This window comes from Photobacterium alginatilyticum (genome assembly GCF_009910675.1).
GTDB classification, from domain to species: Bacteria; Pseudomonadota; Gammaproteobacteria; order Enterobacterales; family Vibrionaceae; genus Photobacterium; species Photobacterium alginatilyticum.
Window position 1 is genome coordinate 1 of sequence record NZ_RSEJ01000255.1, and the last position, 467, is coordinate 467.

General features: G+C 31.3%; 1 protein-coding gene. It reads left to right on the forward strand.

Annotated elements, in window-relative coordinates:
• Nucleotides 1-323: 323 nt before the first annotated feature.
• Nucleotides 324-467: ATP-dependent Clp protease proteolytic subunit (locus EIZ48_RS31650; RefSeq protein WP_500690633.1), on the forward strand; the 144-nt coding region annotated here is incomplete at its 3' end.

The window sequence follows — 467 nt, forward strand, 5'->3', positions numbered from 1 at the left end:
CCATTCMGGAACAAGAAAATGACATCGYGATTTGGATCTCAATGAAAAATACATCAATGATAAGTTAATTCGATAARTTTKAAATTCTTTTTTATATTCTTTCTAATCTAAGATAAGAAAARGAGTCAAAAAAMTTCTTTATTGAAAAATAAAAATCGAAGAARAAGYCCTTTCGTTAAAAGTTAGAAAGAGCCTACTATGCTATATGATATGAAAAAACRAAAGRGGGCTGGAATCTAYACATTGATTTTKTCRGAATTTTTTTTGAACCGTATGCWGAAAAAAGTGCATGKACGGTTCCTAAGGGATACAACTTTACCCGAATCAACCGACTTTATCGAGAGAGATTACTTTTTTTAGGCCAAGCAGTTGATAGCGAGATCTCRAATCAACTTATTGGTCTTATGGTATATCTSAGTATTGAGGATGATACCAAAGATCTTTATTCGTTTATAAACTCTCCTGGT